This is a genomic window from Chlorogloeopsis sp. ULAP01 (assembly GCF_030381805.1).
Taxonomy (GTDB): domain Bacteria; phylum Cyanobacteriota; class Cyanobacteriia; order Cyanobacteriales; family Nostocaceae; genus Chlorogloeopsis.
The window spans coordinates 400,799-426,208 of sequence record NZ_JAUDRH010000005.1; the positions used below are offsets into that span (position 1 = coordinate 400,799).

General features: G+C 40.4%; 22 protein-coding genes. 10 read left to right on the plus strand and 12 right to left on the minus strand.

From position 1 onward, the window contains the following. Window positions 1-57: 57 nt before the first annotated feature. Together QUB80_RS12445 and QUB80_RS12450 are read right to left on the minus strand one after the other, a co-directional pair. A complete protein-coding gene (locus QUB80_RS12445; protein WP_289789807.1) occupies window positions 58-597 on the minus strand; it encodes a DOMON-like domain-containing protein in 540 nt (179 codons plus the stop codon). Next, on the minus strand, window positions 594-1,718 hold the full coding sequence (locus QUB80_RS12450; protein ID WP_289789808.1) for a phosphotransferase enzyme family protein: 1,125 nt from the start codon (window positions 1,716-1,718) through the stop codon (window positions 594-596). Before QUB80_RS12450 ends, QUB80_RS12445 begins: the two co-directional genes overlap by 4 nt. A gap of 217 nt (window positions 1,719-1,935) precedes the next feature. On the opposite strand from QUB80_RS12450, the gene QUB80_RS12455 reads away from it, so the two are divergent. Next, entirely contained in the window at window positions 1,936-2,214 is a 279-nt protein-coding gene (locus QUB80_RS12455; protein ID WP_289789809.1) for a type II toxin-antitoxin system HigB family toxin, read from the plus strand. Beyond that, complete coding sequence (locus QUB80_RS12460; protein WP_289789810.1) at window positions 2,211-2,609, plus strand: helix-turn-helix domain-containing protein; 399 nt, start codon at window positions 2,211-2,213, stop codon at window positions 2,607-2,609. The genes QUB80_RS12455 and QUB80_RS12460 overlap by 4 nt, the downstream gene beginning before the upstream one ends. Window positions 2,610-2,753: 144 nt before the next feature. Here QUB80_RS12460 and QUB80_RS12465 read toward each other — a convergent pair whose 3' ends face one another. The 5 genes from QUB80_RS12465 to purE all read right to left on the minus strand — a co-directional run bounded on the left by QUB80_RS12465 (window position 2,754) and on the right by purE (window position 9,907). Then, window positions 2,754-3,962 carry a 4-hydroxy-3-methylbut-2-enyl diphosphate reductase gene (locus tag QUB80_RS12465; RefSeq protein ID WP_289789811.1) on the minus strand — a complete coding sequence of 403 codons (1,209 nt, stop codon included), beginning with the start codon at window positions 3,960-3,962 and terminating at the stop codon, window positions 2,754-2,756. A gap of 204 nt (window positions 3,963-4,166) precedes the next feature. Beyond that, on the minus strand, window positions 4,167-4,988 hold the full coding sequence (locus QUB80_RS12470; protein WP_289789812.1) for an SGNH/GDSL hydrolase family protein: 822 nt from the start codon (window positions 4,986-4,988) through the stop codon (window positions 4,167-4,169). A 68-nt stretch (window positions 4,989-5,056) separates the two neighbouring features. After that, window positions 5,057-6,463 (minus strand): ammonium transporter, encoded by a 1,407-nt coding sequence (locus QUB80_RS12475; protein ID WP_289789813.1) that lies wholly within the window; start codon window positions 6,461-6,463, stop codon window positions 5,057-5,059. 527 nt (window positions 6,464-6,990) lie between these two features. Continuing rightward, the gene (locus QUB80_RS12480; protein WP_289789814.1) at window positions 6,991-8,592 is read right to left on the minus strand and encodes an ammonium transporter; all 1,602 of its coding nucleotides are present in this window, start codon (window positions 8,590-8,592) and stop codon (window positions 6,991-6,993) included. A 796-nt stretch (window positions 8,593-9,388) separates the two neighbouring features. Beyond that, the gene (gene purE, locus QUB80_RS12485; RefSeq protein ID WP_289789815.1) at window positions 9,389-9,907 is read right to left on the minus strand and encodes a 5-(carboxyamino)imidazole ribonucleotide mutase; all 519 of its coding nucleotides are present in this window, start codon (window positions 9,905-9,907) and stop codon (window positions 9,389-9,391) included. Window positions 9,908-10,151: 244 nt separating this feature from the next. Between purE and nagA the strand changes: the two genes are divergently transcribed. The 4 genes from nagA to QUB80_RS12505 all read left to right on the plus strand — a co-directional run bounded on the left by nagA (window position 10,152) and on the right by QUB80_RS12505 (window position 13,775). Then, on the plus strand, window positions 10,152-11,381 hold the full coding sequence (nagA, locus tag QUB80_RS12490) for an N-acetylglucosamine-6-phosphate deacetylase (protein ID WP_289789816.1): 1,230 nt from the start codon (window positions 10,152-10,154) through the stop codon (window positions 11,379-11,381). Window positions 11,382-11,562: 181 nt separating this feature from the next. Continuing rightward, window positions 11,563-12,249: a magnesium protoporphyrin IX methyltransferase gene (gene bchM / locus QUB80_RS12495; protein WP_289789817.1), complete on the plus strand. Its 687-nt coding sequence runs from the start codon at window positions 11,563-11,565 to the stop codon at window positions 12,247-12,249. Between the two features lie 636 nt (window positions 12,250-12,885). Further along, window positions 12,886-13,365: a hypothetical protein gene (locus QUB80_RS12500; protein WP_289789818.1), complete on the plus strand. Its 480-nt coding sequence runs from the start codon at window positions 12,886-12,888 to the stop codon at window positions 13,363-13,365. A gap of 32 nt (window positions 13,366-13,397) precedes the next feature. After that, window positions 13,398-13,775, plus strand: a complete 378-nt coding sequence (locus QUB80_RS12505) for a DUF423 domain-containing protein (RefSeq protein WP_289789819.1) — start codon at window positions 13,398-13,400, stop codon at window positions 13,773-13,775. 286 nt (window positions 13,776-14,061) lie between these two features. On the opposite strand, the gene QUB80_RS12510 is transcribed toward QUB80_RS12505, so the two are convergent. The 4 genes from QUB80_RS12510 to QUB80_RS12525 form a co-directional block, all read right to left on the minus strand. Beyond that, window positions 14,062-16,500, minus strand: coding sequence for a two-partner secretion domain-containing protein (locus QUB80_RS12510; protein ID WP_289789820.1), 2,439 nt, complete (start codon window positions 16,498-16,500; stop codon window positions 14,062-14,064). A 138-nt stretch (window positions 16,501-16,638) separates the two neighbouring features. Continuing rightward, window positions 16,639-16,881, minus strand: a complete 243-nt coding sequence (locus tag QUB80_RS12515) for a hypothetical protein (RefSeq protein ID WP_289789821.1) — start codon at window positions 16,879-16,881, stop codon at window positions 16,639-16,641. A gap of 446 nt (window positions 16,882-17,327) precedes the next feature. Then, window positions 17,328-17,624: a hypothetical protein gene (locus QUB80_RS12520; RefSeq protein ID WP_289789822.1), complete on the minus strand. Its 297-nt coding sequence runs from the start codon at window positions 17,622-17,624 to the stop codon at window positions 17,328-17,330. A gap of 184 nt (window positions 17,625-17,808) precedes the next feature. Then, window positions 17,809-18,807, minus strand: coding sequence for a hypothetical protein (locus QUB80_RS12525; RefSeq protein ID WP_289789823.1), 999 nt, complete (start codon window positions 18,805-18,807; stop codon window positions 17,809-17,811). 131 nt (window positions 18,808-18,938) lie between these two features. On the opposite strand from QUB80_RS12525, the gene QUB80_RS12530 reads away from it, so the two are divergent. The 4 genes from QUB80_RS12530 (at window position 18,939) to QUB80_RS12545 (ending at window position 23,500) form a co-directional block, all read left to right on the plus strand. Further along, window positions 18,939-19,757, plus strand: coding sequence for a uroporphyrinogen-III synthase (locus QUB80_RS12530; protein ID WP_289789824.1), 819 nt, complete (start codon window positions 18,939-18,941; stop codon window positions 19,755-19,757). Window positions 19,758-20,289: 532 nt separating this feature from the next. Continuing rightward, window positions 20,290-20,574, plus strand: coding sequence for a non-specific DNA-binding protein Hbs (hbs, locus tag QUB80_RS12535; protein WP_009457351.1), 285 nt, complete (start codon window positions 20,290-20,292; stop codon window positions 20,572-20,574). A 43-nt stretch (window positions 20,575-20,617) separates the two neighbouring features. Continuing rightward, window positions 20,618-21,802, plus strand: coding sequence for a threonine-phosphate decarboxylase CobD (gene cobD / locus QUB80_RS12540; protein ID WP_289789825.1), 1,185 nt, complete (start codon window positions 20,618-20,620; stop codon window positions 21,800-21,802). Between the two features lie 243 nt (window positions 21,803-22,045). Further along, a complete protein-coding gene (locus QUB80_RS12545) occupies window positions 22,046-23,500 on the plus strand; it encodes a dihydrolipoyl dehydrogenase family protein (protein WP_289789826.1) in 1,455 nt (484 codons plus the stop codon). 86 nt (window positions 23,501-23,586) lie between these two features. On the opposite strand, the gene QUB80_RS12550 is transcribed toward QUB80_RS12545, so the two are convergent. Next, window positions 23,587-25,368 carry a DUF3685 domain-containing protein gene (locus tag QUB80_RS12550; RefSeq protein ID WP_289789827.1) on the minus strand — a complete coding sequence of 594 codons (1,782 nt, stop codon included), beginning with the start codon at window positions 25,366-25,368 and terminating at the stop codon, window positions 23,587-23,589. Between the last annotated feature and the right edge of the window lie 42 nt (window positions 25,369-25,410).

A 25,410-nucleotide genomic window follows, 5' to 3' on the forward strand; every position in this document is an offset into this window, starting at 1 on the left:
TTTTAGGCAGTCAGATGGCTGAATTCAAAGTTATGATTAGCGGGATGCCAAGGGCGCTCATAACTCAATTATGAAACTGTCGCGTAGATGAAAATCAGCTTTTGCACCTTTATGAGTCAATGCCCAATAACTTACCTCTCCATTTTGATGTTTAATGACAGTAGTAATTGCAACATCAAGGGCTTGCTCTGCCGAGACAATTTGATCCAAATCGAGATTTAGTGCTAGTGCAAAACCGTCAAAGTGACTGTGGACACTAAACGGAAGCGTCGTGAAAGCTGTTTCCTCTTGCATACCTTCGCGGTATCCATCGAAGCGATAGACATTCCAATGTCCGGCAGGAGAGAGATTAAATTCCCAATACTTTTGAGAATCTTTGACACTCAGGAAAAATTCAAAACAGGTGTCTTCCCAAAGTTCGTGCTTTCGTGTTGGTGTATCTGATGGTGTAGCTATTCTTACTTGTTCTAGATTACCAAGCAATGCGTAGGTAATGGTGAGTTGATTCGCATTTCGGGCAATATTACCTGCAATTTTTAAATTCAGCAGTGACTCTGTAGAGGGAAAGGGTTGGAGAGAAAATATCTGTTCGTTCATTTCAAATCTTGGATAATTTTGCGAATCGCTGTTTCTTGGGATTCGATACTCTCACTCAACTTAAATTGGACAAGCGCCCTCGCCAGGTTGTGTTCTGGGTGCTTGACTTTAAAGTAGACATTTCCTGCTAAATAGTCAGCAAAAAATCTTAGCCCTAATTCAAAGGCGATGAGACGAATTGCATCGTACATATATAAATAGTCGTTCTCGGTAAGAAAGGCCTTTGCTACCGAGAGATAACCCTGGAGAATTTCCTTACACAATTCTGTATCAAAAGAAATGCTCTCCCACTGCTCAGTTTCTTCTCCGGCTGGATTACAGCCTGATCGCAGACAGTCACCAATATCGTAATGTACTAATCCTGGCTTAACGGTGTCGAGGTCTATAACACTAACAGCTTGCCTAGTAGCAGTATCAAACATGACATTGTTAATTTTTGGATCGCCGTGCATCAGACGTAGCGGCAGTTTACCTTGAGCTTTGGCATTTTCAAGGGTATGCGCCCAGACTTGGCGATCGCTAACAAACTGCAAGCAATAATTTACTTCCGGAGATTGCCTGGGATTAGTTTTCGCCAGAACATTCTCGTAATGCTGGAGGTAAAGCGGTGTAATGTGGAAGCCTTCGAGGGTGTCAGCGAGTTTCTCTGGAGGCAAGTCGCTGATTAAATTGTGGAACATACCCAAGGCATAGCCGATTTCTTTGGCGTATGAGCGATCGCTCATTGTATCGAAAGACTGGGAGCCTTCAATAAAGCTGATTGCCCGCCAGAAAGATCCTCTAGTATCCTTCCAGTGATCTTGAGCATCCTTGGTTAATAACACGCGCGGCACTTCCCAACGACGGCTGAGAGGGGTGCATTGTAGCCGCTTGTAAACATGCTCAGTGTAGATGCGCATATTCTGCATAATCAGCTGAGGCTGACGAAATACCTGCGTATTGATGCGTTGCAGGACAAAATGCTTTTGTTTGGAAGCATCCAGAGTTACTAGGAAAGTGTCATTGATATTGCCACTTCCAAAAGCTTGAACGTTTGTAACCTTACCTTGAAGTGTGAATCGTTCAGCAATAGTAATAATATCGTCTTTACCTTGTGTTTTGAGATGTTCTATCGTGTTCATGTTCAGTTTGCACTACTCCCCACGTTCTTGCACAAAGGCAATTGGAGACATAGTAGCGCAAGTATTGCATTTGGTTTGTATAAAAAAGGTGAAAGTGCAAATATCTTAACGCGTATTTAACGTTAAATATTATCTTGACATTACACTCTCATTTTGAGAGTCTGATTATAGTTGAATTTTTATTAATTAACAAAATATGATGAAAATATAAAAATAAATGCATCTAATTTCAATTCGCAATCTTCGTGCTGATGCTGCCCAGTATTCTGATGTTAAAAAGCAAATTGATGAATGGTATGCGACCGTAAAGAAGGCTGAATGGCAGAGCTTAGAGGATGTTCGTAGAATTTACCGAGATGCTGAAGCGGTTGGGAATTTTACCGTTTTCAATATTAAAGGTCATGACTACCGTTTAATTGTCGGTATTGACTATGAAAACCAAGTAGTTTACTACAAATATTTTCTAACATATGCTGAATACGATAAAGAAAAATGACCCTTATTTTTGACAAAAATATTTATCGCAATCTATTGGCTGAAGTAGTTCCTGCTGCCATAGAAACAGAAGAAGAGTATGATCGTGTCTTGAAAGTGGTAGAACAGTTAACTTTTAAGAAGAATCGCACAACTGAGGAGCAAGCTTTACATAAGTTACTAGTGATATTAATAGAAGCTTATGAAACACAGAACTATCCGATGGATCAATCTGCGCCTCACGAAATTCTCCAACATATTATGGAAGCTAGTGGAACCCGTCAAGCAGATTTAGTAGGTATTATCGGTTCGAGTGGCGTAGTTTCTGAAGTTGTGAATGGCAAGCGTTCGATTAGTAAGGCACAAGCTAAAGCACTTGGGGAATATTTCAAGGTATCGCCTAGTTTGTTTATTTAGTCTTTTTGTATATTTTTTTCTTTCCCAGACTGGAGTCTGGGAAAGCATTGATTGAAGCTCAGCCTCATAATTGGAGGCGGAGCCTCCCAGTTTCCATCACTATGCAGAGCATAGTAATAAGAGAAAATTAGGGATGAGATGTTTCTAAACCACAGCCGCAGTTGTTTTTACCTCAAAAATCTTTTCAATTACATCTTCTACTACCTTATCTGGTGTGGAAGCTCCAGAAGTTAATCCGATGACAATTTCTCCATCTGGTAACCAGTTTTCTGTGATTTCTAAATTACCGTTTAATAATCTGTGTTCGATCCGATTTCCAGACAAAATTCTCGCTACACTATCTATGTGATAGGAGGGAATTTTACGTTCTACAGCAATTTGTTGTAACTGTGTAGTATTAGAAGAATTAAATCCACCAATTACTATCATCAAATCTAACTGCTTTTCTACTAACCCTAACATCGCATCTTGTCGTTCTTGTGTAGCGTCACAGATAGTATTGAAGCTTTGAAAATGTTCATTTAAATTTGCTGGGCCATACTTTTGCATCATGGTACGCTCAAATAGTTTACCAATCTGCTCAGTTTCACTTTTGAGCATTGTAGTTTGATTAGCAATCCCAACTCTTTCTAAGTCCTGATCAGGGTCGAATCCTGGTGAACAAGCTTTACTAAATTTAGCTATAAATTCTTCTCTGTTTCCTCCATTTAAAATGTAATTAGTAACGTATTCTGCTTCCTGCAAGTTTAAAACAATTAGATATTTGCCAGCGAAAGAACTTGTGGCAATTGTTTCTTCGTGCTTGTATTTGCCATGAATAATGGAAGTGTATTCATGCTTTTTATGTTTTTCAACGGTATTCCAAACTTTTGATACCCAAGGACAAGTCGTATCAACAATTTTGCAGCCTTTATCGTGAAGTATCTGCATTTCTTCAACACTAGCCCCAAAGGCGGGCAAGATCACAACATCGCCAGATTCAACTACAGAAAAGTCTTTTTTCCCTGCTGTAACGGGAATAAATCCGACTTCCATCTCCAGCATTCGTTGATTAACAGAGGGGTTATGAATAATCTCATTAGTAATCCAGATGCGTTCTGTAGGGAAATGTTTGCGAGTTTCATATGCCATTGCGACAGCACGTTCCACACCCCAGCAAAAGCCAAATGCTTCCGCTAGCACAATAGTGATATTTCCACGGGTTAGTGTGTAATTATTTTCTCTTAGCTGCTGAATTAACTTGCTTTCATATTCGGACTGTAATTGGGTGGCGACTTCTGCTTGGTGACCAAACCCTTTACGATGATAGTGTTCTGAATGCTGAAGTGAACGTTTAAAAGCTTTAGTATCCATTGGTTTTTGTCACAATTTCGTCAATTTCATTTTCTCGCGCCATGACGCAATTGTGGTGGGGAGATGAGGAATTCAAAATCTCCACTACAGCTAAATGAGTATAAGCTAACTTTCCTCCCCAATGATATTTACAGGCATAGGAACAATCGGGAGAAATTAATAAATTAAAATAAAGCAAAGCAAAAATTTTTAAATTGGCGATCGCTAGTCTTGCAATTTCATCTGGCTGTACAGCTGTAAGGCAGTTCTCCAGACTAAATAGCCTTGAGGACTTAGATGTAAGCCGTCGGTGGAGAGTTCAAGTCGAAGGTTACCTTGTTTGTTAACAAATAAGGAATATAAGTCTAAATATTTGACGCCTTCTTGTTTAGCTATAGTCTGGAGCTGCTGATTCAACTCCTGAATACGGCTATTGGGAATGGCGAGTAGTTTTTCTCTTCCTTCCCAGGTAGCTTGCTCTGCTCCATGCGGTAATATCGATTGAATGACAATGTGCGTTTTGGAATGTACCTTGTGTAGATAACGCACGATCTGCCGATGATTCTCCAAAATTATCTCATCGCTGATGCCTCGAATCAGGTCATTGATGCCAATCATCACAAAAATTGTTTTTGGCCGTGTTTGATCCAATAACTCTAATCTTTTTAATAATCCAGCACTGGTTTCTCCAGAGATTCCCTGATTTAACCAATTTGTGTCTTCTGGTAATAACTCAGGTGGAAACCACAAACTTAAAGAATCTCCAGCCAGTATCGTTAAAGGCTGAGGATACTTTTGGGCAGCTACTTGGGCTTCTTGCTTAAGAATGTCTACCCACTGCTGATAATTAAGTTTGTGACGAGGGCCTAACTGTAATGTCGAGTGTGCTAAACTTTCAGGCTGTAGGTGATTTGGTGATATTGTCCCAAAAAAAGCAGTTACTACTTGCTGACGCCAAATTAGCAGGATCAGCGCTAGCAAAAGGATGCCGTTAGTTAGCAGCAATAAAATTGCCCAGATAGGAAAGGTTTTTGCAGAAGTGGACACGAGTACGAGTAGCGATATATATCAAAACTTTAGTATAAAATTTTATACCGCTATGTTGAGAAATCCCACTATTTATTGCTAATACTAATGCGATCGCCAAATTCTTCGTTGTAACCTTCTTCACCGTGTTCGTTGATGTCCATGCCTTGTACTTCTGCTTGCTCCTTAACACGTAAACCAACTGTGGCATCAATAATTTTAAGAATGATGAAGGTGCCAACACCCGCAACTACATAGGCAACGGCAATAGCTGCTAGTTCTACTGGCAATTCATGCCAATTACCTCTTAATAAACCATCTTTCCCTGCACTGTTGACTGCGGTGGTAGCAAAAATTGCTGTCAAAATTGCACCAACTGTACCACCAACGCCATGTAGGGGATAGGTATCTAATGCATCATCAATTTGGATCTTGTGCTTGAAACTAACTGCATAAAAACAAATAAATGCAGTAATACTGCCAATTAAAATTGCTGCTAGTGGCGTTACGAATCCGGCTGATGGAGTAATACCAACTAAACCAGCTACTGCTCCTGTGGCTGCACCTACAGCAGTTGGCTTACCGCGCAAAACTTTTTCCAGAATTAACCAGGTTAATGCTGCTGCTGCTGCACTGGTGTTTGTAGTTACAAAAGCTATGGTTGCTAAACCACCAGAAGCAAGAGCACTACCAGCGTTAAAACCAAACCAACCAAACCACAACAAACCAGCACCTAATAAAATAAAGGGAACGTTGTGAGGAGGGCTAAGGCGATCGGGATAGGTTTTTCTAGGCCCTAAAATTATCGCTGCAACTAAAGCAGAAACTCCAGAACTAATGTGAACTACTGTACCACCGGCAAAGTCGAGTGCGCCGATGCCACCATATAAGCCTAAAAATCCGCCTTTTGCCCATACCATATGAGCCAGGGGAGTGTAAATAAATGTAGACCAAAGCAGTACAAATAAAGTGTAAGCAGTAAAGCTAATCCGTTCGGCGATCGCCCCAGAAATTAGAGCCGGAGTGATAATGGCAAACATAGCTTGGAAAATCATGAATGCCTGGTGTGGAATCGTTGGTGCATAGGAAACAACATCAACAGGATTTGATCCTTTGAGATAATCTGTTAGTTCTGTACCAACACCGTTCAACCCAAGCCACTGCAATCCACCGATGAAGGGGTTTCCGGGTGCAAATGCAAGGCTATAACCCCACACAATCCACGTCACTCCCACTATCGCCATCACTACAAAGCTCATCATCAAAGTGTTGAGTACGTTACGAGAACGCACAAATCCACCATAGAAGAAGGCGAGTGCGGGAGTCATTAGCAATACTAGAGCAGATGAAATCAACATGAATGCTGTATCTGCAGCAGTTTGAGCATTAGAAATTGCTGCATTGACATCAACGGGTGCAGCTAAAGCATCGCCTCTCAAAAGTCCGCCCACAATTAGTAGAGTCGCTGCCCCAATGAACACAACTTTTTTCAACACTTCCTTTGATTCCTCTGCGCCATCGTTATCAATTTATATAGCTATATAGCTTTATTTGAGTGATTTTATACACCTTTTTCTGTATTCAGAACTACTTAAATTTAGTAGGATTTAAAACATTTATAAAAATATACTCCTCAAGGAGTTGTTGAAAATTAGATTCTGATGATTTTATGCAATTTTTGCATGATTTAGTTGTATTAATAGCATTGTTTCAAGAAATGATATTTTTTATCATTGCGTATATTTGATTGTATAAATATAAACAAATATAATAAACTAAAAAAGTCAATATTTGATTATTATTAGTCAGTTCACCCGAATATTACTGCTTACAAGAGAAATATATAATACTAACTTGCTTGTTCAAACCCTTTTTGTATAGTCTAAGGTTCCAGTATCTAGATAAAAAGGGTATTAATTTTGGATTAGATAATCTTTCAAAAAAACACCCCCTGCATGAACAGCAAAATTCCAGGGGGCTAAATATTCATCAGTACTACAACTACAACTGAACTAATCAAAAATTACAGACTAGTAGGCAAATCTCCTGGTTGTGACATACCTTTAGGGCTACCTGGTTCAGTAAATCCACCACTACCAGCTTCTTTGAGAAATCCACTGTAAGCTTCCATGCCATGTTCACCGATATCCAAGCCTTCTATCTCTTCTTGTCTAGATACTCTGATGCCTAAAGTTGCCTTGAGTACGAGCCAGAAGATAGTACTAAGGAGTACAGTCATACCGCCCACAGAGATGACGCCTATGAACTGAGTAATGAACTGTCCTAAGCCTCCACCTGCAAATAAACCCCTTGCTGGGCCTAGTCCATCACCGTACCAGGAGTATACACCAGGGCCAACAGCAAATAAACCCACTGCCAGAGTTCCCCAAATTCCACAAACTAAGTGTACTGAGGTGGCTCCAACTGGGTCATCAATTTTAATTCTGTCAAAGAAAGTGACAGAGAAAACTACCAGGACACCAGCAATTAAACCAATGATGAAAGCACTGCCAATGGTGACATAAGCACAAGGTGCTGTAATCCCCACTAAGCCAGCCAAAATACCATTGATAATCATTGAAAGGTCTGGCTTGCCCAAGTACAGCCAGGCTGTAATTGTAGCAGCAATCCCACCAACAGCACCTGCCATGTTAGTAGTTAAGGCAATGTGAGTAATCGCATTGGGATCGGCTGCCATTACAGAACCGGGGTTGAAACCAAACCAGCCCAACCACAAAATCAAACAGCCTAAAGTGGCGATGCTCATGTTGTGTCCGGGAATAGCAACTATTTGCCCATCTTGATATTTACCAAGACGAGGGCCAAGAAATGCTGCTCCCATTAAAGCTGCCCAGCCACCAACAGAGTGAACCACCGTAGAACCAGCAAAATCCCAGAAACCCATGTCTGCCAGCCAGCCACCGCCCCAAATCCAATGCCCGGTAATAGCGTAGGAAATACCAACAAGTAACAGGCTGAAAATCAAAAAGTCAACAAACTTAATACGTTCGGCAACAGCACCAGAAACAATTGTTGCCGCAGTTCCAGCGAATACCAACTGGAACAAAAACTTGGCTGCTAAGGGAACTCCCGCCCAACTTAAAGCGCTGAAAACACCTTTGTAAGCATCTCCCGTGGCAGGGCTGTTATCAGCTCCTTGCAAGAAAAATCCACTTAAGCCGATAAAGTCATTGCCATTGCCAAACATCAAGCCAAAACCGATCGCCCAAAAGGCAATAGTGGCAAGAGCAAATACAATCAAGTTTTTGGCTAAAACGTTAACGGCATTTTTCTGGCGGCAAAAGCCGGTTTCTAACATACCAAAGCCGGCATTCATAAAGAACACCAAAAAAGCCGCGATCGCTACCCATAAAGTGTCAAGGGCAACTTTTAGTTCTGCTGTGGTAGGACCGGTTTCTGTCGGGGCAGGTGCTTGGGCAACTGCTGCATAACCCCAACCCATCACAATTAGACAAGCTAAAGGAATGCAAGCTTGCCAACTGGGAGACAACAGTTTCAGAACTCTCAAAATTTGATGAGCTATCGAGTTTGAATTTCTAGAATAGGCGTTCCAACTTGACGGCTGTCGCCTATTTTTTGCTTTCCATTTTTTGTGCTTTAACATTGTGTTCTAAACCGCTCTTAAGTGAATCAAGGTGCATGAAGTAGACAGAGAAATCTCTAGAAGCTAAACCAGTGGTTTTTGATATATATGGGGTTATCTAGGCTAGCTTTTGATTGAAATTCACTGTTCCTCACTTCCAATCAGCCATTGATTAGAATCCCGCTTATCAAATCACCAAGTTTATTAGTCAATATACTGGTGCTACTTCTGTTCAGGTTGTAGTTAGCCTTAAGAAATTATTATTATTTTTTATTATGTAATTTATTAAACAGTCAAGTATTCTTCATATACTTTTCAACTAACTTTAAATTCGCTACCGCTTTTAAATTCAATTGTCAATCAAAAATCACAATAAAAAACAGCTTAATAAGTTGCAAATATTTTTGATAACTAGTTCTTTATTATTCTGTATCTTAAAATACAGATTTGGATTATTATGACAATAACTGTAATATATTGATGGGGAAATAGTGTCCGTACTACTTCATTGGTAAAGGTTTCAGAGCTTGAAATAAAAAGTTCAAAATTGCCTCAAATTGTATTAAAAATACTTAATAGCTTATCTTGTGATTGATTAGCTATAAGAATATTTTCATTCTTGATTTCTAGCTAGCTATTGCTGATGCAACAGATAAAGTTTTGATAAAGGACTGATAAAGTAAAGTCCCTATAAAATGATGTCAATAATTGTGGTAAGTAATCAAATCATTTAGAATCAAGAGTATTATGACTTTTGACTATTCACTAATCAAAAATCGGTAAGTATAGCGTTTTGAATCTATTAAATTTTATTGCGTTACATCTGCTTTAAATATTGCTCATAACCTATTTGTTCAAGTTTCCCTTGCTTTGTCATAACTGACTCACATAGGTTTTGGCGATATTGTTGTACTTTTTCTAATAACTCCGATTGCTGAGTAGCTAGAATTTGTATCGCTAAAAGACCGGCATTGGTGGCATTAGCGATCGCTACTGTTGCTACTGGAATACCTGCGGGCATTTGTACAATAGAATACAACGAATCAACTCCTTGTAAGTGACGGCTGGGTACGGGAACACCAATCACAGGAAGTGGTGTTAGAGATGCAACCATACCAGGTAAATGAGCAGCGCCACCCGCACCAGCAACAATTACTTTTATGCCCCGTAGATGAGCAGACTTGGCATACTCCACCATGCGTTCTGGAGTACGGTGAGCACTAACTATTGCAACTTCAGCAGCAATGGCAAAATCTTCACAAACTTTGATTGCAGCTTGCATAGTGGGTAAGTCAGAATCGCTACCCATAATGATGCCGACAAGAGGTTGAGCCATAGGGATAGGGAACAGGGGATAGGGAACAGAGGATAGGGGATAAGGATAAGCTAAAGGAAAAGAAAATTTTTTAGCCTCTCAATTCTTTGTTATTCCCCAAGCTGAAAGTATTCTCCTAACCTCTAATTACTATTTTTTTGGTTAAAGATAATCATCTCATTGATTGAAGTCAATTTTATCTGTTCACTATCACCGAGTTAGCATCTAAAATCAGGTCAGTTTTTGCTATTTTCTTGTCAGTGCAATGACTGAAGCAACACAAAGCATTATCCCTCATCCCATAGACATTGTTAACGCCCAACTGCCAGGTTACCAGGAATTGCAGATGCTTTTGATTAATCGTCAAGGCATCATTGAGCATATTTTGCCAATGAATACGATTTTTAAAAGAGTTTCATCACCAGATTTGCAAGTTATTGATGTTGCTGGAGACAGAATTTCTTTAGGCGGCGTCGATTTGCAGATTAACGGGGCGATGGGATTAGCATTTACAGAATTAGAATTAGAAAATTCCTATATTTTGCCGAAAATATCTAAATTCCTCTGGGATTTAGGAGTAGATGCATTTTTACCCACGTTAGTGACAACTTCGATCGAAAATATTCAGCGATCGCTTGCCGTTATTGCTGAATTTATGGCAGCAGACAAGGAGAGAGAAAATATCCCCGCGTCCTCTGATTTCATTCCATCAATCAAACACGCCAAAATATTGGGAGTTCACTTAGAAGGGCCATTTTTAAATTTTCAAAAGCGCGGTGCACATCCGGCAGAGTATCTCTTACCCCTAACAATTGCCCAAATTAAGCAGGTTTTGGGAAATTACGCTCATGTTGTTAAAGTTATAACTCTAGCACCAGAATTAGATGTCACAGGGGAAGTTATACCTTATTTACGCTCCTTGGGCATTACCGTGAGTTTAGGACATTCCCAAGCAACAGCTGCCCAAGCGCAACGTGCTTTTGCAGAAGGCGCAGTGATGGTAACTCATGCATTCAATGCTATGCCTCCATTACATCACCGAGAACCAGGATTATTAGGAGCAGCAATTACTCATCCGGAAGTAATGTGTGGTTTTATTGCTGATGGAGAACATATTTCGCCCACAATGCTAGATATATTACTACGTTCTAGCGCTTATGAAAAAAAACTTTTCCTGGTTAGCGATGCCTTAGCACCTTTGGGACTTCCTAATGGTGTCTACCCTTGGGACAATCGGCAAATTGAAGTAAAAAACGGTACTGCACGCTTGCCTGATGGTACTTTATCCGGGACAACTTTATCTTTGTTAGTGGGAGTTCAGAATTTAGTGAAGTGGGGAATATGTGACGTTAAAGAGGCGATCGCACTTGCTACAGATGCACCCAGAAAGGCGATCGGTTTGCCGACAACTATATTGGGTGCTTCTGCTGCCCACTTATTACGCTGGCATTTTGATGAAGCTACCCAAGAACTTACTTGGCAGCGATTGGTGTGATAAGCAGGAAATAGGGAACGGGGAACAGGAATAAGGATTATCCCTATTTATCTTTCTCTCCCACTCCCTCACTCTCTCCTACTCTCCCCTGTACACTGTATCCTTCCCCTATTTCCTATCCCCTATTGTCAGGCAGACGTGGTAATTTTAAGCTTTGGGAACCTTTAAATATTTCAGTTTCATGAACGCAGCCGACGATAAAACAATTGTTAGAGAATATTTCAATTCCACAGGTTTTGACCGATGGAGGCGCATTTATGGTAATGGTGAAGTTAACAAAGTCCAGCTAGATATCCGCAATGGGCATCAGCAAACCGTGGATACAGTACTAAGCTGGTTGAAAGCAGACAACAATTTAGCTGAACTATCAATATGTGATGCTGGTTGTGGAGTAGGTAGTCTGAGTATTCCTCTAGCGGCAGGAGGAGCAAAGGTTTATGCCAGCGATATTTCTGACAAGATGGTGGAGGAAGCCAAACAAAGAGCTTCTCAAACTTTAGAGAATCCGGGCAATCTTACATTAGCCGTGCAAGATTTAGAAACATTAAGTGGTAGCTATCACACAGTCATTTGCTTAGATGTTTTAATTCACTATCCACAAGATAAGGCAGATGAGATGATTTCTCATCTTTGTTCTTTAGCACAGTCGCGGGTAATTCTCAGTTTTGCTCCGAAAACGTTTGGTTTGAGTATATTGAAGAAAATAGGTAGCTTCTTTCCGGGAGCAAGTAAAGCGACTCGCGCCTATTTGCACCGCGAGACTGATGTAGTGAAAATCCTTAACAAGAATGGTTTTTCAGTACAAAGACAGGCAATGACACGCACTCGTTTTTACTTCTCTCGTCTATTGGAAGCTACTCGAAAATAAAAATAAAATCGCGCCCAGATAAGAACTGGGCATACATAAAAAACCATGTTGGCATTGGCTAGGTGTAGCTTCAATTGTAGGGTGCGTTTCATCAGTGCATAACGCACCAAAGTCATGCGGTACCTTACTGCTAGTTTTACACTCTCTTCAACTCTTCAATCTTTGACATAGCTATAAAATACTCTACTGGACTCCGCTCAAAATAAGTACAATTAGTATCTGTAAATAATGTGTCAAAAAATCAAGAAAGATTAAGCGATCGCCTTTCATATAAGTTTTAATGTTCCATTAGAGAAAAAAGCGGTAAAATTTTCGTATTGTGTTTCGCTAAGAAAGCAAACATTATTAATCTCAAAGGCATTAACTACTAGTTTTATTTCCTCTAGGATGTCTTTAATTAAATTTGATTTATAAAATTAAATTTTTGTTACTTGTAGAAATGGGAGGGCAGTCATCAATTATGCGAGAAAATACCTGCCAGATTTCTACAGTAGGGCATTAGTTGCTACAAATCTACAACTGAAAAAGCCCTAAAAAATCTACGAGCACAATTTAGTGACATATTTTTCTCGTTACTGGAAACTTCTTGCCAGTGAAGTTAGAATCGCTAGCAAAGCAATAATCTGAAGAGGAATTATGAAGACTAGTGAAAAATTGGCTGCGGGCTGGTTGTTGACACTTGGATTCATGTTTTTAAGCCTATCTACATCGGCAATATTGCAAAAAATTTCTATTCAGAAAGCAAATTTTTGCATTCAAGGCGAATGTGAATTGCTTCCAACAGAGGATAGTTATAAAAATGATAATACTGCTGTAGGAGGCTTAATATTTGGTATTCCAAGCTTTATACTGGGTGGATGGCTAGCATTAGGATTATACCGTCAAGGTCAACAAGATAAAAAAGCGATTAATCAGAAAGTGAATGAACATTTACAATCACTTTTTTATCGTACAGTTCAAGAAAATGATGGGCGCGTAACTCTTTTAGGTTTTGCGATGCAATCTCAACTGCCAGCACCAGTAGCCAAACAGTATTTAGACGAGCAAGCAAAACTATTCAATGCTAATTTTAAAATAAGTGAAGAAGGAGGAATTTCCTATCATTTTGACGTTTAAGTGGCAATTTGGCGAAATCATAGTTTAGCTACATGACGCAAATTTTTTTGAGTTTAGCGGCAATGTTAGGGGGCTTATCTGTTGCTGCGGGCGCTTTTGCCTCTCATGCCTTGCGAGAAAGAATTAGTGAGCGATCGCTCTTAATTTTTGAAACAGGCGCTCGTTACCAAATGTATCATGCCCTCGCACTATTGGTAGTGGCACTGCTACTAAGTCGCATTGATTCTCCTCCACCGAGCTTGATAGCCAGTGGATGGCTATTTATTATTGGTATTGCAATTTTCTCTGGAAGTTTGTATGCCCTCAGCTTAACTGATGTTAAGTATTTGGGAGCTATCACACCAATAGGAGGAGCAGCTTTTCTTGCTGGTTGGTGTGCTTTAGCTTTAGCTGCTTGGAGTTTGAAGTAGGTAGTTAGTCTCGCCACACAAGGTAGGGGAAGCTAAACACTAAATACCCATGCTTATAAGCCCGATTTATTTAAACTAAATCGGGTTTTTGAGAATCTTCCTTCATTCATTAACGTAATAACAAATCATGCAAATCATCTTGAGCATTTGATGCTTTGGGTAGTCTGGTATTCAATCCCACTACTTCTTGTGATCTCATTCCAGTTAATCAAACTGAATAAAAATGTTTGCTCGTAGTGAGGACTTTAGTCCTCAAGCCGAGACTGAAGTCCTTACTACAAAATGTTTAGTTACAAGATGCAGGAGTAAGCAAAGAAGTACGAGGTGTCACAGTTGATGTATCAGCAACCAAAGCTATTTCACCCTTGGCATTCACAACCCAACCTTGAGCTTCGACAATTGGATCAGGAGGACTGATATTATCAACCTTCGGCAAGGAGCCTGTTTTGCTTTGCTCCTCTAAATCATTGCTTTGCACACCTCCAACCGATTTTTCATCCTCTAAGTTTATCCAATCTGCTAATACCCCATCGCCAAGTAATGGCTCTGTCGGGCTGGGAGTTATACCTCCGCGCCCTGTAGTAATAAAAGAACTTCTGCTTTGTTGTCCACCAGGATTGCAGCCAGTAGCAATCAGCTGTGAAGCATCTGCCAGATTCATAGGTAGTTCTACTAATCCTCGACTAGGATCAGTATCTATTGTGTTGATATTTACCTGACCGCTAAGATTTGGATTGGTTTGGGAGATGGCTGTGATGTCGTTAGTTGGTAGCCTTTGTGGATCTAGTTGGCTTGGCTCGTTAGTCGCGAGAAGTCTTACCAAGTCTTCGCGGCTACGCTGCACCATACTAAAAATACCAGAGGACTGAATTTGGACTCTGCCACCAGCATCTGTGAAAGCATTAGCAGTGATGTCGCTGTTTTCGCTGGGTGTCGCCACAATGAAGCCATTAGGAGAATTAATAATGATATTACCCCCATCTCCGGTAGCCTCTGCCTTGCCTGCATTAGTAGATATTTGACTGTTGCGGCGCATCAATAATAAGTCCTCTACTTGAAGCTTAATATTTCCACCATTTCCCAAATCAGTTTCAGATGTAAGTTTGCCTTGGTTATCTAAAAGTATGGAGCGAGCAGTTATATTTAGTTCGCCTGCTTCCCCTAGCTTATTCGGATCTCCCAGAAATATATATTCCTCAGGTACTCCACCACTTACAGTTATTGTTCCTCCATCGCGGACAATTAATTGCTCTGTTTTGAGTGTCACATTACCAGCAGCACCAGAACCTTGAGTTGAAGCAAACAAGCTGCTAGGAGAGCCAGTTGGTGAAGTTCCAGTTATTTCTACAGATTTGGAGGCATTCACAGTTAAATTTCCTCCTGTTCCTGTAGCTGGAATAAATTGGTTAGAAAAAGGTAGGAGCAGTCCATCTGCTTGTGTTGTTACCGTTGCTCCGCCTTGAATATACAACTTTTGAGTGTTGATTGTTATGCTACCAGCATTTCCATCAGCAGAAGTTGAACTAAATAATCCACTGGCCAGAAAAAAATTACGATCTAGTGAGGGTAATGAAAATAGGTAGCCACCAATTAGTTCCACAGATTCTGAGGCTTTGACAATCAATTGTCCACCCGAACCTGAGGCTGTACTATTAACTGATACTTGCGCTCCATCCCGAACAACTAACTTCCCAGTGTTAATTATTAAGTTTCCTGCGTTGCCATCACCAAAACTAACACTCGTCAAGGGTGTGCCAAAACCAAGTAATTCTACAGACTCTGTGGCATTTACCGTCAAGTTTCCTCCTGACAGGGAGCCTAAAGTGTCATTAAAAATCGATGAACTACTGGTGACTAATAGGCGCTTGCCCTGCACCTGGATATTGCCTCCACCCTCGCCACTAGTATTTACATAAGAGGGAATATCAGAACCATTAACAGTTCGTGCTATTAACTGAATGTTCTGGAAATTTTGGACACCTTCATATCCCAAAGCCCAACCTTGGTTTGTTGCGTTCATACTGACAAAACTATTGCCAGCAACACTTCCTAGCTCAATTCTTCCCTCTTGTGCTGTTAAATTTCCACCCTCTAAAGTTACATCTCCGCCCACAAGCGCCAAGGTTTTGCTTAACGGTACTTGTAGCCCAACAGAAGTGCCAAAATTATTAGTCACTTGGGATTGATTGCGAATAGGAGCCGCAGTAGCTCCAAATTGTAAACCAATGGGAACACTAACTGTCAGCAGAGGCGTAGTTGGAGGTTCCATGGCGCTAAACTTAGTATCGTCGGCAAAGTTCATACTACTCGCCGTACTTGCTAGAAATGAACCGCCTATATTTAAAGAAGCATTGGGGCCAAAAATAATACCATTAGGATTTATTAGAAACAGGTTAGCTGTACCGTTTGCTTGGAGTGTGCCATCAATATTAGAAACAGACTTACCCGTTACCCGACTAATAATATTTTGAATATCCAGAGCATTATTAAAATAAGCCGTACTCCCAGTAGGTACAGAAAATTGCTCAAAACTGTGGAACAGGTTGCTTCCTGCTTGAGTTCCACCTTCAATAATTCTGATATTGTCGTTTGTGATGATGCGGGAATTATTTGGTAAAGTAGCATCTTGTGTGATTTGGCCAATAGCACTGTTTGCAGAAAAAGCTATTGCACTACCTATTGCTACTCCAAAAACTTGAAACCTACCCCACAGAGTACTACTCATACTGGATATTGCACCCCTCTAAATCATTAACTGTTGGTTAACAACAGTGATGCTGCACCTATATTAAGTAGACTACATGAGGTCTGTATCTAGATTGCGCTCTTTGCTAGTGAAAAAATTTAACTATGTTTATCTGACTTAGCATATCCAGCAGCCGTAAAGATAACCACGTGCTGGACAGGGATAAACCCATCTGCAAGCTGCTATCTTAAATTCTTGACCTGAATATGCTGGCGAAAATTCCTTATTTGTAGTTTCTGGAGTACCATTGCTTCTAATTAGTGCAAAGGAGTAAGTTCCAGAAAAAGCAAGTGTTCCAATAATTGCTAAAGCACTTGCTAGCCCTAACTTACAGTAACTACTATTTCGACTTTGAAACATTTTTTCACCCTAAAAAAACAACAGTGAAGTGAAATTCTTCCCATTATTAATTTAGAATAAAAGATAAAAATAACTCAAGTAATTTTTGTCAAAAATCAACTTTTTTATCTTTTTTGAAAGTAAAATAAAAAGGTAAGTTGACTAATTTAGTGTTGTTTGTTGTTGCCACTAAAAAACAAAATTTGCATTTGGTGAAGACAGCGTAAAAGGCTGCTGACCTTCACCAAGATACTATCTTTAAGTATAGTTAAGTTGTAGTTGCCCTTTTTATTAGGCATTATCTACAAGACTGGAAAAGCTAGACAGTTGTAGGCAATTCCCAGCATCATAACATTACTTGTAGTACATTAAGTTACTTCTTAGAACTTTAACTATCAGCACTCAAGGTTATTGATTCAACATTTTGAAACCCTTCCTTAAAAACATCTTTAAGTTTTTACCCTGTACTAAAAGCAGTTACAACCACGAGGATAGCCAGGTACTGGGCAAGGATAACACCACGCTAGCGTTCCAAGCTTAATATCCGGCTTTGGAATTTCGTTTAACAATCCCATAGGTTGTAGTTCTTTGGCAGTAGTGTTAAATCGAATTGGATGTAGGTCAATTGAACACTGAATTTTAATGAATTGGTCTTCTGGAATACCGTATTTTTCAAGTAACTTGGCGAGATCTACTTTTTTCAAGCACTCACGAACTTCTTGGTTAATTTCATCTTTTAACTGCTGTATATTTTCTTCGTTCATGATTTTTAATCTCCTTGTGACTTGGGTAATTGTGAACCCATACTGAACTACAAAAAGATATGGCAGCTTTCCAAAATTTTTCTCAAATTTAAAAATAATTTTGTTATTGTTTCTTGATAAATAAAGAAAGGCAGAAGGAAAGAGGGGAGACAAGGGGACAAGGAGACACGGGGACTACTAACCACTAACCAATTAGCTCTACAATTTCCTCTGGTGAGAGTTGTGAAGGGGTGTTCCAGCCAGAACCGCCGACTGTGCGTCGTCCTCCCCAACCTTCAGCATGGGGATTTTTTATAAGTTCTGCTAAGGTGAGGCGTTCAAAGGTGCTAGAAGTGTAATCGAGGTTGGGAGTTTGGGAATGAGTGGGCAAGCAACCGAGAGTATATTGAGTACCGCCATTTTTGTGTTCTCGGATTACCAGTGTTTCAGATCGCAGAGCTTGGATATCTGCAATAACTGTCAGACTTTTATAGAAGGCTCTCGGATCGATATAACGCCCAATTCCTTTGAGGTTGCATATGCCGACTAAGCCGCAAGATGTGGGAATGAGGCGAATTCGCTGTTGTACTATCAACTGCTGGGCATCGGTTTCCAATTCTTTCAAGTAATTATCTGCTTCTCCTTGTTCACCAGGCCAAGCACGATCGCCTACAGCAGCTGCCATCAACCATTCTGTGCTTCTTTGGAAAGATATAGACATATAGCGTTCCCAATCTTCTGGCGTCCAAGTTTGCCGATCTGGGGAAAGTTGTAGCTCAGTGGCGATCGCACTGCCGAAGCTTTTCATTGCAGCCACTGCTTTCAAGGCAAATTCTGCTAAATGATTCAGTTCCTCAGGCACCATGAGATGATCACAATCCCAAGCGATCGCTCGCAGTCTATCCACAACTTGCGATCGCAAAAGAACTTCGCGAGGCATTTGTACCCAAGCAGCAGCACAGCAAGCATCTGCATCAACTTGCGGGGTGACAATACAAGTTGGTTGTGTGGTGGCGAAATCCTCAACTAACTTAGTTTTTGGTATGGGCATTTCGTCAATCTGAATCTCAGCACCACCCAGACGATGGTGATCCCAGTGCAGATCGTCAAAACGAGGTTGCCAACCGGGAACAGTACCATCAACCATAATAATTTGATGGTTTTTGGGAATGTGGCTGAGATTTGTGGTGACAAGGTAGTGCATGGAAGAACAGAAAATAAGGCAGAAGGCAAACGGCTAAGAGCAGAAGGAATTCAAAGTACTACAAGTTTATGAACCACTAAACTTAGACTAGCTTTTTCAAGTAGCAGTCAACTCTGCATTTAGGAGGTCAATTGCTAATTTCATCTGTCCAACTACCCCTACATGGTAGGCGAATTCTTGTTACCGCACCTCGAAACTATGCCAGCAGGCTATCAGAACAACTCATAATTCAAGGTGCCTTACCTATATTGATGCCAACTATAGAAACCTGTGTACTAGAAAATTTTGCACAGTTGGATACCGTACTTCAACAAATAGACGCTTTTGATTGGATCGCTTTCACCAGTAGAAATGGGATTGATGCCTTTTTCCAACGCTTAGAATCTTTGGGGTTAGATCATCGGGTGCTAAAAAATTGTCGGTTGTCTGCCATTGGTAAGGATACAGAAAGATTAGCGGCTTTTGGAGCCGAAGTAGAATTAACTCCTCAACAACCCAGCCCTGAAGGAATAATTGCTGAATTAGCTCAAATTCCAAATATCAAAGAGAAAAGAATTTTAGTGCCAGTTCCGGAAGTTGTTGGCGTACCAGAACCAGATGTGATTCCTAACTTTGTTGCTGGTTTAAAAAACTTGGGCATGAGTGTGACTCGCGTACCAACTTACATCACGCGGTGTTTAGACAAAAGTTTCTATGAGGTAGAGTTAAATCTGATTCGTCAAGGCAAGGTAGACATAATAGCCTTTAGCAGCACTGCTGAAGTAGCAAGTTTTTCGCAAATGTTTACTTCAGAAGCAGATTATCAACAGTGTGTTATTGCTTGTTTTGGGCCATACACAGCAGCTAATGCTAAAAAACTGGGTGTAAATGTCTCTATCATCGCTCAAGATTACAGCTCATTTGCTGGATTTGCAGAAGCCATAACCTTATTTTTTGCCACGAACAGATAATATTTTAGAAGTGTTTGCTCATAAATCATTGCTGAGTTCTGCAAAAAAGCCTTTAAATCATGAGTTTTTATGTAAAGAATAGTAAACTTTCGCAGAATTTTAACTGATGACATTAGCTGTGCCATTACCAAAAGCTTGAAACCCTTGCCCCAAGCTAAAAAAAGCGTCTAACTAGGAGATTAGCTATAAAGTGAATCTTCGTGATTCTTCATCTGTTTGCCTCTTTGTTATTCTCATCACAGGGGTTTTTTCTAGGTATTTTTTCCTACTTTATGGGTGGTTTTTAGTGAAACAAACCTCCTTTTTTAACAAAAAATCCTGAAATCTATATAAATTAATGGTTTCATCTATCCACTTCTGGCTTGGACAATTTAGAATGATTCATTGAAAAGTCGCACTGATGAGAGTTACAGGGTTTTTAAGTATAAATACTCTCAAAAACGGCTTTGTAAATCTCCAAACAGTGATTTCAGTAAAGATGCGTCAAGCCGCATCTGGACACAATCTCAAGTAAACCTTCAAGGAGTTTGACATGAATAAAGGTGAATTAGTTGATGCTGTTGCTGAGAAAGCTAGTGTAACCAAAAAACAAGCTGATGCAGTTTTGACTGCTGCTTTGGAAACCATCATTGAAGCTGTTTCCTCTGGTGATAAAGTCACCTTGGTAGGATTTGGTTCTTTTGAATCACGGGAACGCAAAGCCCGCGAAGGGCGCAACCCGAAAACCAATGAAAAGATGGAGATTCCTGCAACTAAGGTTCCTGCCTTCTCAGCAGGCAAACTCTTCAGAGAAAAGGTTGCACCCCCAAAATCTTAGTAAGTTCTTAGTAAGTTCTGTTTTTTCAAGGAACACTGTTTCAATGGGGCAAAGAGCACATGGGGGAAATTTAGCTTGGGCATCAGCATTGGCTGGCTGTCCCCCTAGTGCTATTGTTGATTTTTCTGCCAGTATTAGTCCACTTGGTCCGCCCCGCAGCGTTTTAGCTGCGATTGAGTCTCAATTGGCTAATCTGAGGCACTATCCAGATCCCGATTATCGTGAACTGAAGTTGGCTCTCAGTCACTTTCATCAACTGCCCCCTGAGTGGATTCTGCCGGGTAACGGTTCGGCAGAATTATTAACACTGGCAGGGAAAGAATTAGCTGAATTAGCCGCGACAGTTTTAATTACTCCAGCCTTTGGCGACTACTATCGCTCGTTGTCGGCATACAAAGCTAAAGTACTGGAGTTTCCTATTTCTTTAAACAGACAAGAAAACTGTTCAACGCCAAGACACGGGCAAATTTCTCCCCCTTCCCCATTTCCCCTCAACCCCATTGCTTGCAAACTTTCAACTGCAAAGCTAGTTGATATTCCACAGGAAGCCACCGATGGGGGTGGCTCTCCTATTTCTGTGTATCCCGACAAAAGGCATGGCTTACTCCTAAATAACCCCCACAACCCAACGGGAAAGTTATTTTCGCGGGAAGCCATTTTGCCTTACCTTGATGAATTTGGCTTGGTTGTAGTGGATGAAGCGTTTATGGATTTTCTGCCTGCCTGTAAGGAACAAAGCCTAATTGGAGAAGTGCAGAAATATCCAAACTTAGTTGTTTTACGATCGCTAACTAAGTTCTACAGCCTTCCCGGACTAAGATTGGGTTATGCGATCGCTCACCCTGATCGTTTGCAGGGCTGGCAGTCTTGGCGCGATCCTTGGCCTGTTAATACTCTTGCACAGGCAGCAGCAATTGCAGCAGTTAGCGATCGCGAATTTCAACAGCAAACTTGGGCATGGCTACCACCAGTAAGAAATCAATTGTTTGAGGGTTTAGCCAAAATCCCAGGTTTACAACCTTACAAGAGCGCTGCTAATTTTCTGTTAGTCAGTTCGCAACAGTCTAGTTGCAAGTTGCAAGAGGAGCTACTCAAGCATCACCAGATTTTGATTCGTGATTGTCTGAGTTTTAAGGAACTTGGCGATCACTATTTTCGTATTGCTGTACGCTTATCTTCAGAAAACCAGCGTTTATTAAATGCGATCGCTTTAGTCAATAATTTATAGCAGTCCTATTTAGGGAATAGGGAACAGGGAATAGGTGAGCAGGGGTGCGGAGGGGACAAGAAAGCAACAGGGGCAGATGGGAGAGATGGGGAAGATGAGGAAGATGGGGGAGCAACAGACAATTAACTACTAACCACTGTACGGGCGGGTTTAGAAGATAAATTATCTGTTTGAACGGCAAGATTATCAACAAAACCCGCCCCTACCTATGACCAATGACTAATGACTAATGACTAATAACTAATGACTGTTGACTACGATGTTGTAATTATTGGTGGTACTCAGGCTGGGCGTTATGCTGCTCAGATGGCAACCCAATTTAAAGCCAAAGTCGCTTTAATAGAACCAAAATTTAGTTATGAATATATTCATCAGTATGTTTTTAGCGAAATAAGCAAACTTGCCCAGCAGTTAAGCAATACTGCCCAATTTGGAATCAAAGCTTTACACTCAGATTCTACAGAAGAATATCAAATATCTTTAACATGGCCAGATGCAATGCTATATGCTCAGGGCGTCGCCTCTAATTTAGAAGAACTATACTCACCTGCAATTCTAGCTGCCCAAGGTGTTGATGTTATTCTTGGTGAAGGTGAATTTCGATCCTCTCCTGATCTGGCATTTGTTGTTGGCGATCGCCTGCTACGCGCACGTACCTATTTACTAGCCAATGGTTCAGTTCCAGTAATTCCAGAGATTGAAGGATTGCAAAAAACAGGTTTTTTAAACCTATCTCAAATCTGGCAGTCTCTCAATAGTGAGGCACCACCTCAAAATTGGGTTATTCTTGGCGGTGTTCCCCAAAGCATCCAAGTAGCGCAGACTTTAGCACGCTTGGGTTGTAGCGTGACTTTGATAGTTAGTAGTCCTTTAATTATTGCTCATGCTGATCCAGAAATAGCTCAACTCCTGCAAGCGCATTTAGAAGCTGAAGGTATACGCATCCTCACACAAACTTCAGTTACTCAAGTCAGGATGATTGAGAACAAAAAGTGGCTTCAGGCAGGAGATAAGGCAATAGAAACTGATGAAATTGTTGTAGCAACTACACAACACCCAAATGTTGAATCTCTGAATTTGGCAGCAGTGGGTGTAAAGTGGTATCACCGCCGTTTGGTAGTGAATGAAAAGCTGCAAACGACTAATCACCGTATTTATGCTTGTGGTGATGTGATAGGTGGGTATGACTATCCTCACATTGCTAATTATGAAGCGAGAATAGCTCTGAAAAATGCTTTATTTTTTAACAGGTATAAAGTTAACTATCAATGTATTGCTTGGGGAGTAATTTCTCAGCCGATACTAGCGCAGGTTGGTGTAACAGAGGCGCAAGCAAAACGTCAATATCATCAAGATGAAATTTTAGTTTTAAGGCAATATTTCAAAACATTGGCAGTTGCTCATATTCAAGAAGAAATTACAGGTATATGTAAATTAGTTGTTCGACAGAATGGAGAAATTCTCGGTGCTTCGATACTGGGAGCGCAAGCTAATGAATTCATTAATATCATTGCTCTAGCTATTGCCCAAAAAATTAAAATCTATCAAATAGCTAATTTAGTTTCTATTTTTCCTAGTTTCTCAGAAATTTTAGAACAAACGGCACAAGAATGGGACAAGCAAAAATTACAAAGCAATACACTCAAGCAAGAATTTTTGGAAGGTTTCTTTCACTTCCGGCGAAATTGGAATATTTGAGTCAATTGATGTCAAATACGGTGCGTTACGCGCTGCTTTAACGCACCCTACTGGACTGACACTAATAACTAATGACTAATCACTAACTATAACTTTTTATTCTTCCCTTCCAATAGCGAAACGCTACCAATACCTTGCAGAATCCCACGAACAATTAAACCTAAACCTCGACCAACTATCTGTGTAAGAACGAAGACAACTCCGCTACCCAAGAAAGATAATAAGGATTGCAAACGAGGTGCGATCGCATCACCAAATTCTAATCCTAAGGTTATGAACAGAGGAATTCCTGAAAGCTCTCTTAACTCTTGAGTACGAGGAGCATAAATCGAAACTTTAGCGATACCACGTGGAGCAAATACAAATAGTTCATAGCGACTTTCAAAAATTGCCTTTGGTTCTGTTACATAATTTCTTAGTCGATATTTCCAAGATAAATCATTTCTAAAGCGCTCAATTTCTCGACTAGAAACTAATTTACGGTCATAAAAATTGTGCTTAATATCTTCTACATCTGCTAAATAATTTAGTAACGGTTGCATTACACTATTCGCTATTTGAATCAATAGATTTTCTAATAAAATTTCTGCTTGTTCTTTAGCTTCAAAACTTCCCGCCAGAAAATTTTTATTGTCAACCACTAAATCTGTTTGAAAAAGCAAATAAGCAAATAACTCTCTTACAAGTGGAATTTTATTCAGAATTTCTGCTTGTACCACTCCGGCACTTGGTAGTAATACATTCACAATTTCTACAATCGTGTTACCTATTCTGACCCTCGAAAATTTCCCAAAAAACTCTATTGTTGCTTCTCGCCACAAGTCATACAATATTTTATTTTTAATTTCAAGTAACTGCTGAACTTCGATTTGAGAACTACGCAGCTCATCTAAGGCGTCAGCAACTTTTTGCAAAATTATATAAAGTAATTCTCTTTTTTTATCTGGACGCAAAATATCAATCTCTAAAGCAGTATCTGTGACATTTTGCAAAGGATATTGAAGTTTATTGATACAAGATGCAAATAATGTGGCTTGCAGTGCTCTGGGGCTAAGTAGAGAGGGAGCGTTTTGTGCTTGTGTTAAGTCTGATGGGGCGATCGCGGTATTGGTGGAAATATTTGTAGGAGATGGTAACTCTTCAAAAAGCCTAGATTGCTTCTGTTCACTGATTTGTGCTCTATCAGGTGTAGTTAATAAATGATTAACTAGCCAGCGAGATGTGAGCAATTCTCGTCGCTGCCCGGCTAAGACTGCTCGTTCTAGTACTGTCAGTCCGGGAGTTTGCAAATTTGCTGTTACTGCTGCTAAATTAGCGTCTATCTGAGCAATTCCTGACGAACGTAAGTTTTCCAATAGTTTAGTAAGGCGTTGAGTGAAAGCAAACCCAGAGACATTCTCCGTGTCCCCGCGTCTTTGCGTCTTTGCGTCTCTTTGTTCACTCTCATACCAATAGGAATAACCCGTTGCTACTTGTTGGATGGCAGTAACTAACTCGGAAAGGGGTGTGCCTTTAGGGCAGTATCCATCCACACCAGTAGCTTTGGCTGCCATTAGCAACCCTCGGTCTTGTAAAAAACTCAGAAGCAAAATAGGTAGGTTAGGATATTGGGTTTTTAATTGCTGGCACAGTTGTAAACCCAACTGCTGACTTTGAATGGAGCGACTATTGCCCAATTCTAAAATAACTATATCTACACTACTAGGGTCTTGTGAGGCAAGTGCTGCTAAAGTTTGCAAAACGGCAGTATCTGTTTCCGCTTCCGATACTACTTGTAAGTGAGGAAATTCTTCTAGAGCCACCCGTAGTCCCAGTCGGAAGATAGGATCTTGATCAACTAGCAATAATTTCAAAGGGCGATCGCTCATATTCACCAAAATACTGTGACTCTGTATTTGACAAGTTTGCGG

Excerpts from the sequence above, each read along its gene's own strand:
- QUB80_RS12445 (WP_289789807.1), bottom strand. The coding sequence starts at position 597 with ATGAACGAACAGATATTTTCTCTCCAACCCTTTCCCTCTACAGAGTCA.
- QUB80_RS12450 (WP_289789808.1), bottom strand. The coding sequence starts at position 1,718 with ATGAACACGATAGAACATCTCAAAACACAAGGTAAAGACGATATTATT.
- QUB80_RS12455 (WP_289789809.1), top strand. The coding sequence starts at position 1,936 with ATGCATCTAATTTCAATTCGCAATCTTCGTGCTGATGCTGCCCAGTAT.
- QUB80_RS12460 (WP_289789810.1), top strand. The coding sequence starts at position 2,211 with ATGACCCTTATTTTTGACAAAAATATTTATCGCAATCTATTGGCTGAA.
- QUB80_RS12465 (WP_289789811.1), bottom strand. The coding sequence starts at position 3,962 with ATGGATACTAAAGCTTTTAAACGTTCACTTCAGCATTCAGAACACTAT.
- QUB80_RS12480 (WP_289789814.1), bottom strand. The coding sequence starts at position 8,592 with ATGTTAAAGCACAAAAAATGGAAAGCAAAAAATAGGCGACAGCCGTCA.
- purE (WP_289789815.1), bottom strand. The coding sequence starts at position 9,907 with ATGGCTCAACCTCTTGTCGGCATCATTATGGGTAGCGATTCTGACTTA.
- nagA (WP_289789816.1), top strand. The coding sequence starts at position 10,152 with ATGACTGAAGCAACACAAAGCATTATCCCTCATCCCATAGACATTGTT.
- bchM (WP_289789817.1), top strand. The coding sequence starts at position 11,563 with ATGAACGCAGCCGACGATAAAACAATTGTTAGAGAATATTTCAATTCC.
- QUB80_RS12500 (WP_289789818.1), top strand. The coding sequence starts at position 12,886 with ATGAAGACTAGTGAAAAATTGGCTGCGGGCTGGTTGTTGACACTTGGA.
- QUB80_RS12505 (WP_289789819.1), top strand. The coding sequence starts at position 13,398 with ATGACGCAAATTTTTTTGAGTTTAGCGGCAATGTTAGGGGGCTTATCT.
- QUB80_RS12510 (WP_289789820.1), bottom strand. The coding sequence starts at position 16,500 with ATGAGTAGTACTCTGTGGGGTAGGTTTCAAGTTTTTGGAGTAGCAATA.
- QUB80_RS12515 (WP_289789821.1), bottom strand. The coding sequence starts at position 16,881 with ATGTTTCAAAGTCGAAATAGTAGTTACTGTAAGTTAGGGCTAGCAAGT.
- QUB80_RS12520 (WP_289789822.1), bottom strand. The coding sequence starts at position 17,624 with ATGAACGAAGAAAATATACAGCAGTTAAAAGATGAAATTAACCAAGAA.
- QUB80_RS12525 (WP_289789823.1), bottom strand. The coding sequence starts at position 18,807 with ATGCACTACCTTGTCACCACAAATCTCAGCCACATTCCCAAAAACCAT.
- hbs (WP_009457351.1), top strand. The coding sequence starts at position 20,290 with ATGAATAAAGGTGAATTAGTTGATGCTGTTGCTGAGAAAGCTAGTGTA.
- cobD (WP_289789825.1), top strand. The coding sequence starts at position 20,618 with ATGGGGCAAAGAGCACATGGGGGAAATTTAGCTTGGGCATCAGCATTG.
- QUB80_RS12545 (WP_289789826.1), top strand. The coding sequence starts at position 22,046 with ATGACTGTTGACTACGATGTTGTAATTATTGGTGGTACTCAGGCTGGG.
- QUB80_RS12550 (WP_289789827.1), bottom strand. The coding sequence starts at position 25,368 with ATGAGCGATCGCCCTTTGAAATTATTGCTAGTTGATCAAGATCCTATC.